Here is a 6,258-nt window from a genome sequence, read left to right on the forward strand (position 1 = left end):
TGGCCCCAGGACCACAATCACCGGGGGGCTCGGAACAACATGCGACGCACAAGATCACTGGTCACGGCGGTCGTGCTGAGCGCCGTCGGCGTGCTGCTGCTCGGCGCCTGCGGGACCGTCCGGGCCGGTTCCGGCAGCACGGCGACTCCGACAGAGCCGGCGCGCTGGCAGACGTTCGCCCCATTCCGGGTGACGGCCGCCCGACTCGCCGACGACCGGCGCACGCTCAGCGTCGACGCCGAGGTGCCCGGCGGCGGGAAGACGTGCGCACGCGATCTGAAGGCGACCGTCACGGACACCTCGGACCGCACCGTGTGGGTGCAGGTGACGTTCTCCGCCCTCACGGGCGGCGCCCCGCACGCCGACTGCCGCACGACCGCGACAAGCACGGCGAAGGTGCGACTGCCGTCCCCGCTCGGCAACCGCGAACTGGCCATGGACACCCACACCGTGTTCACCGCGGACGGCGCCCACCTGCCGGACTTGCGCCTCTGCGGCGAACTCGGCTGCCACCCCGCGCCCACCGGCTGCACGCCCGCCTCCTACGACCAGGCGGTCATGGCGCTCGACGTACCGAACCACACCTCCCGCGGCGAGGAGCGTTGCGACGGGAAGTGGCTGGTGTTCGACGTCTCCTCGCGCATGGGCCCGGCCTGTCCCGAGGGCACCAGCCCCGGCTGCGGGGCGAGTCTCCGTGACCGCTGGTTCTTCCGGGCCGAGAAGTCGGGCTGGAAGCCGGTCGCCCGCAGCGCGAAGGGCGGATGCACCGACGTGCACCGCATCGAACCCGCCTTTCCCTCGGTCCTGTGCGACGGACTTCCTCCGCTCGAGCGGACGGAGGGTCGCTGACCGGGCCGACAACGTCGGTTGAGGGCCCGGTCAACAGGGCTCGCGCCTACTGGAGCTGGCTGACCATCCAGCGCTGGGAGCTGAACACCTTGCCGCTGCAGGTCTGCAACTGCAGCGCGGCATCGAGTTCGGAGCGGTCGCCACCTGCCACGCCCATGCACAGGTTGTTGCTCACGACGTTACGGACGCGGTTCCCGTACTCGTTGGGATCCAGCCACCAGAGCTGGTTGTCCGCGGTCGTACTGTTGCAGTGGTATTCCATGATCTTCGAGCCGGGCTTGACGGACTTGTAGTACGAAAGGTCGAGGCAGAGCCCGCTCTTGCGGTTCTTGATCACGAACAGGCTGGATCCCTGCGGTCCGCCGTCCTTGTCCACCACCTTCAGGTCGTAGATCTGGTTGTCCGCGGTGGTGGCCCTGCACGTGCCCTGCTTGAGCGCACCGGCGGGCTTCCCCTTGCCTTCGCCGGGGACGTCGACGCACAGGCCGGTCAGCTGGTTCTTCAGCATGACGTTGGCCTTGCCGGACAGGGCGTTGGCCATCTGCCGGCGGGTGGGTGGGGCCGACTTCTCGGTCTCCTTCCCGGGCGCCGCCGACTCCGCCCTCCCGGGCGCCGCCGACTCCGCCTTCGCGGGCGCCTGCTCCGTGTCGGCGGCAGGGACCTTCTTCACCTCGGCGACCGTCTCGGGCGCTGTCTTCCTGGCGGTGCTCGGGGAAGCGCTCGGGGACGGCGACTCCGCCACGTAGTCGGCGGGCGGCTTGTCGTCGGACATGTTGGGTTCGAGAGGCTCGCCACCCACGGGCTTCGAGCCGACCGACTGCTCCGTGGGGCGGTCGTCGTCGCTCGTACCGACAAACACGATGATCGGTACACCGATGAGCACCGCTCCCGCGAGGGCGGCCGCGGCGATCATGGGGCCGCGCGGGCGTCCCGGGCTCGCCTCGTCCGGGCCCGGGCCGTCCGGGTGGTCGTGGTCCGACGCGAAGAGCAGCCCCGACCGGCCGTCGTTGTCGGGCTCCTCGGCGGCCGCGGACTGCTCGGGCCGCGTGCCCTCCGCCCGTGCGGGATCGGCCGCCTCCGGAGCGGGTTCGGTGCTCTCGGAGCGCGAGCGCAGCCCGAGGAACCGTCTGCGGGCGGTCCCGTCCGGCGTCGGCGCGGCGGTCGCGGCGGATTCCGGTGTGCCCGGGGCGGGTTCGGCGGACATCGTGGCGGGGCCCGGCGGAGCCGATGGCTCCGCGGCGCCTGTGGCCGTGGAGCCGGACGTTGTCGGGTCCGGGGCCGCGGCACCCGGAGTGCGGGGACCGAGGTCCGCGCCCGGCCCCTGGTCCGGCGGCGGTACGGACACCGCACGGCGGACGGAGACGGACGACGGCCTCTCCCCCGCCGGGGGATCGTGCTGATGAGGCATAACAGCTCCTTGTCGAGGTGGGTGTGCGGGGAGGTGGCCCGCCGGCCGTCAGAGGACACCGATGCCGCCGAGAGGACCTGCGCAGCGGTCCGGCCAGTCGCCCGTTCCGGGCGCTGTCCGGCCTGACAGAGCTTGGTTCAGGCGCTCCAGCGCGGTCTCGTCGGCGTCCTCCAGGAGGAGGGACGCGGTTTCCGGGCTGCGTATCTGGCGCAGCATGATCAACGGGCCGTCGCCGTCCGTACGGACGGCGAGGACCCGGTAGGCGGTTCCGGGGGCGAAGACGATCTGCTCGTCTCCGTCCAGCAGCCGCCGGACCCGGCGGCCCGTGGTGGACCAGATGGCGAAACCCGCCCCGGCGACCCGCTGCTTCCCGGCGGGGTCGAGCGGCAGCCCGCTCACCGGTGCCGCGTCGCGCACCACGTCACCGGGTCGCAGTCGACCGGGTCCGGTAACGCCGCCGAGCCCGCGCAGGACGACCCCCCGGTACGACGGCAGCCGTGCGAGCGCGGACGCTATGCACCCGGCGTACGGCACGAGGCGCGGTTCGCCGGAGCGCAGCGACTTCGCCAACTCAAGGTGATCGAGAGGGCCTTCGGCGTTGTCCAGGTACATCCGGAGGGCCACCAGGTCGGTACGGGCCGTCTCCTGCTCCGCGCCGCGCAGGGCCGGCATCTCCGCAAGCGCACGGTTGACGACCGCGCTGTGCCGCTCCCAGGTCGACTCCGCGAGCCGCCGGAACTCCGTACGCTCCGCGGGCGTGCTGCTGTGCTGCGGCTCCACCGGCACCGAGGGCAAGGGCCCACGCGGCCCGGCGGACTCCGGGGCGGACTCCGTACGGGTGGCGGGCCTGTCGGCATCTGCGGCTACGGGGGTGGGAACTGCGGGGACGGGATCGACTCGCGTCCGGGGTGCCGGGTCCGGCCGCGCCGAGGACTGCCCGGCAGCCGTACCGCCCACGGGGTCCGGGACCGGAGGGGCCGAGCGTGCGGAGGGCGCACCGGTGGGCACGGGCCGCGCGCGGGGGGCGTCCGGTACCGGGGCGGGCGGCGCGCCGGTCTCCGCAGCCTCGCTCTCGGTCACCGCCCTGCGGGGCTGGGGCGTTTCCGTCGTGATACCGGTCCCGCCGGTCCCCTTGTCCCCGCTCGCGGCAACGTCCGGGGCGAGCGGGGCGGAGGAGAGCCCGGCGGGCCTGACGGAGGGCGCCGGGGCGGGTACGGGGGGCGGCACGGAAGGCTCTCCGGAACGCTGCGTGGGCGTGGCCGGCACGTCGGGGGCGGCAGAGGACGGCGCCGCTGCCGTTGCGCCGGACGCAGCCGTGGCGGCCGCTGCCGCCGGTTCCGGCGCGACGGCCGGCGTGACCGGGGGCGGGGAGCCGGGCAGCGGTGTCCGCTCCGGTGAGCCGGGGGCGCTCGCCTGCCTGGTGGACGTCGGGACGGCAGACGGCACCGGAGTCCGGCCGAGGGCCCCGGCGCCGGTGCGTGCTCCCGCCTCCGTGATGGTCGGGGCCGGGGCGCGTCGTGCGGGACGCGGGGCGGTGGCCGGCGCGAAGCTGATCATCCGGAGAGCGTGGTCGGCGGCGAGGCCGCGCAGCGCCCGGCCGCCGTCGGGTGTGAGGGCGTGTACCTGGAGCGTCGTACGGGAGCGTATGTCGGGGGCGAGGCGGCCGAGGAGGTCGGAGAGCAGGGGCCAGAGCGAGGCGTCCACCCGGTCGCCGCCGCGGCCGATCTCGACGACCGGGCCCTCGACGCTCACCGGCCGGGCGGTGCGCGGCGCGTCCGTACCGGCGGGTCCGACCCACAGCCCGGCCCGGGTGGCTACCGCCTGCCAGGCGTCGGAGAGCCGGGCCACACCGTTCTCGGACAAGCCCAGTTCCGGGGCGGGGCCGGACCACCACAGCAGCCGGGGCGCGGGTGCGGTGGACGGTACGGGACGGGCGGGCCCGCCGGGCTCCGGGTCTGCGGCCGCCGTGGGCTCCCGGGACGGCAGGCACATCACGGCGTCCACGAAGGGAAGCCAGCGCGGTTCACCGTCCGGCCCGGACAGCACGGACCGGATCCCGAACCGGCCCAGCAGCTGGCCCGTGGCGATCAGCGGCAGCCCGGTGGTGACCTCGACCTCGGCGTTGAGGAGCCCGGCGACCGACTGGCCGAGTCGCAGCAGGTCCCGGCGCCCGCCGGGCGCGAGCCGCACACCGCGACGGACGACGGCGGGCAGACCGGCGAGGACCTCGGCGACGTCGGTGGCCACGACGTCCTCCCCCCACGGCACGCCGACGACCACGGTCGGGTGGCCCGGGTCCACGGGTATCGCGTGGAACAGGTCGCCGGGCCTCGGTGCGTTGGCCCCGGCGGGCCGGATCACCACGCCGGCCGGGATCTGGTCGACCACACAGCCCTCCGCCGTACGGGCCGGGGCGCGGCGCAGCGCGGGCTGCCAGCCGGGGGCCGGGGCACGCGGCCCGAGCTCCTCCGGCTCGCCGTCCGGGGCGAAACGATGCCAACCGCCGCGCCCGGGCGGTACGAAGACCGAGCCGCCCGGCACCACGAGCACCGGTCCGTCGGGGGCCTCGACCGTCATCTTCCAGGCGTCGGCGATCTGCTGGGCCAGTGCGGGACGGTCCGGGTGGCCGGTGCCGGCGTCGGACATCACCAGCCGTACCGACGATGTCCCCTCGTCCCGGAGGGAGTCCAGCGTCTCGCTCAGCCGCGGCCAGAGCGCCTCTGCGGCTCCGGCCGCCGCGACGGCGACGATCGTGACGGTGCCGTCCTCGTCCGCGCCGAGCGTCCTGGCCAGGTCGGCGACGTCCGCCGGATGCAGGATCTCGTCCGTGGGCAGACGGAGCAGGAGCAGACCGCCGTGGTTCTCGACCAGCACCCGGGATGCCTGTCCCCCGCCGGTCCCGGTGTCCCGCCCGGCCGTGTCCCGTCCGGCACGCTGTCGCCCCGCATTCGAAGACGCGGCGCTCCGACGCCGGGACAGCGGACCGTTCCAGCGGCTCATCCCGCTTCCCTCCACGTGCTGTTCATCTCCGCACCCATCCCTGACCCTTTCTCCACGCCCGTATGTCCTGGCGAGACACAGCTCTGTTCGGGCGGACCACCGCCCCATGAGCACGCGTTCGCTCACCGGGCCCGCACCGGCCCGCCTCGCTGTGTCGACTGCGGTAGTCACTCGGTTCGTTCACCGCCCCGATGCGGTGAAACTCACGCATCGCCTGCCGCTGCCCGCTCCGTCCCGTCCGGTTCCGTCCGCGGCCGCGCGGTCTTCGTGCGGGCCATCATCTCCGCCAGCGGCCCGGTCTCCAGCACCGCCCCCGCGGGACTCGGGGGGTTGACGTAGATCCGGTGCTCTTCGGGCAGTCGGGGCAGCAGCTCGATCGCGGCCCGGTGCTCGAAGGCGAGAGCACCCACCAGGTTCAGGTACCGGGAGGAGGTGAAGACCGGGACCACCGGGGTGCCGTCCGACCCGGTGGCCGTGACCGGCGAACCGTCCGGCAGCGTGAGGACGGCGACCTCGGCGTCGGTCAGTGCGTACGCCACGTCCTCGGGCGGGCCGTAGCCGGTGACGGCGCGCTGGAGGGCCGCGTCGACGGGGTCCGTGGGCTCGGGCCAGCCCAGCACCTGCGGGGAGGGCAGGTAGGCGTCGTTGTCCTGCCACTCCACGATCTCGCCCGCGGCGTCGGAACGCCAGCGGCCCGCCACCGCGTAGTCGGGCGGTACGCCCTCGCCCCGCCACCCGGGATCGACCGTGCTGAACCAGTGCCCCGGGGCCAGCCGGGCGGCCCGGACGATCTCCTCGGGGGGCTCGGGCGGATCGGGCTGCTCCTTCGCCTCGGCATCAGCCCCGACGGGGTCCGCAGCCCGGACGGCCTCATCCGGCGGTGGGGAGTCCGGAGGGAATGCGGGGGGTTGTGCAGAGTCGGTCATCGTGTCCTCGTTCACTGGGCAAATCATCCGGGGATCGGCTGACGACGAAGTCGTCGTTGCGGCGGAGCGGCGGGG

Annotated in this window: 4 protein-coding genes; 1 reads left to right on the forward strand and 3 read right to left on the reverse strand. The window is 74.4% G+C overall.

Annotated features, from left to right (window positions below; genetic code table 11):
- Positions 1 to 39 precede the first annotated feature (39 nt).
- The gene (locus ACZ56V_RS32010) at positions 40 to 849 is read left to right on the forward strand and encodes a hypothetical protein (RefSeq protein ID WP_467383679.1); all 810 of its coding nucleotides are present in this window, start codon (positions 40 to 42) and stop codon (positions 847 to 849) included.
- A 46-nt stretch (positions 850 to 895) separates the two neighbouring features.
- Here the strand turns inward: ACZ56V_RS32010 and ACZ56V_RS32015 are convergent, their stop codons facing one another.
- The 3 genes from ACZ56V_RS32015 to ACZ56V_RS32025 form a co-directional block, all read right to left on the reverse strand.
- On the reverse strand, positions 896 to 2,053 hold the full coding sequence (locus ACZ56V_RS32015) for an RICIN domain-containing protein (RefSeq protein WP_468947143.1): 1,158 nt from the start codon (positions 2,051 to 2,053) through the stop codon (positions 896 to 898).
- 252 nt (positions 2,054 to 2,305) lie between these two features.
- Positions 2,306 to 5,131, reverse strand: a complete 2,826-nt coding sequence (locus tag ACZ56V_RS32020) for a DNA polymerase III subunit gamma/tau domain-containing protein (RefSeq protein ID WP_468947144.1) — start codon at positions 5,129 to 5,131, stop codon at positions 2,306 to 2,308.
- Positions 5,132 to 5,460: 329 nt separating this feature from the next.
- Complete coding sequence (locus ACZ56V_RS32025) at positions 5,461 to 6,183, reverse strand: type VII secretion system-associated protein (protein WP_467383685.1); 723 nt, start codon at positions 6,181 to 6,183, stop codon at positions 5,461 to 5,463.
- Positions 6,184 to 6,258 lie beyond the last annotated feature (75 nt).

Source organism: Streptomyces sp. NPDC034099, from assembly GCF_055575415.1.

Bases quoted from the DNA above. Each gene is read 5' to 3' on its own strand.
- ACZ56V_RS32015 (WP_468947143.1), bottom strand. From the start codon at position 2,053: ATGTCCGCCGAACCCGCCCCGGGCACACCGGAATCCGCCGCGACCGCC.
- ACZ56V_RS32010 (WP_467383679.1), top strand. From the start codon at position 40: ATGCGACGCACAAGATCACTGGTCACGGCGGTCGTGCTGAGCGCCGTC.
- ACZ56V_RS32025 (WP_467383685.1), bottom strand. From the start codon at position 6,183: ATGACCGACTCTGCACAACCCCCCGCATTCCCTCCGGACTCCCCACCG.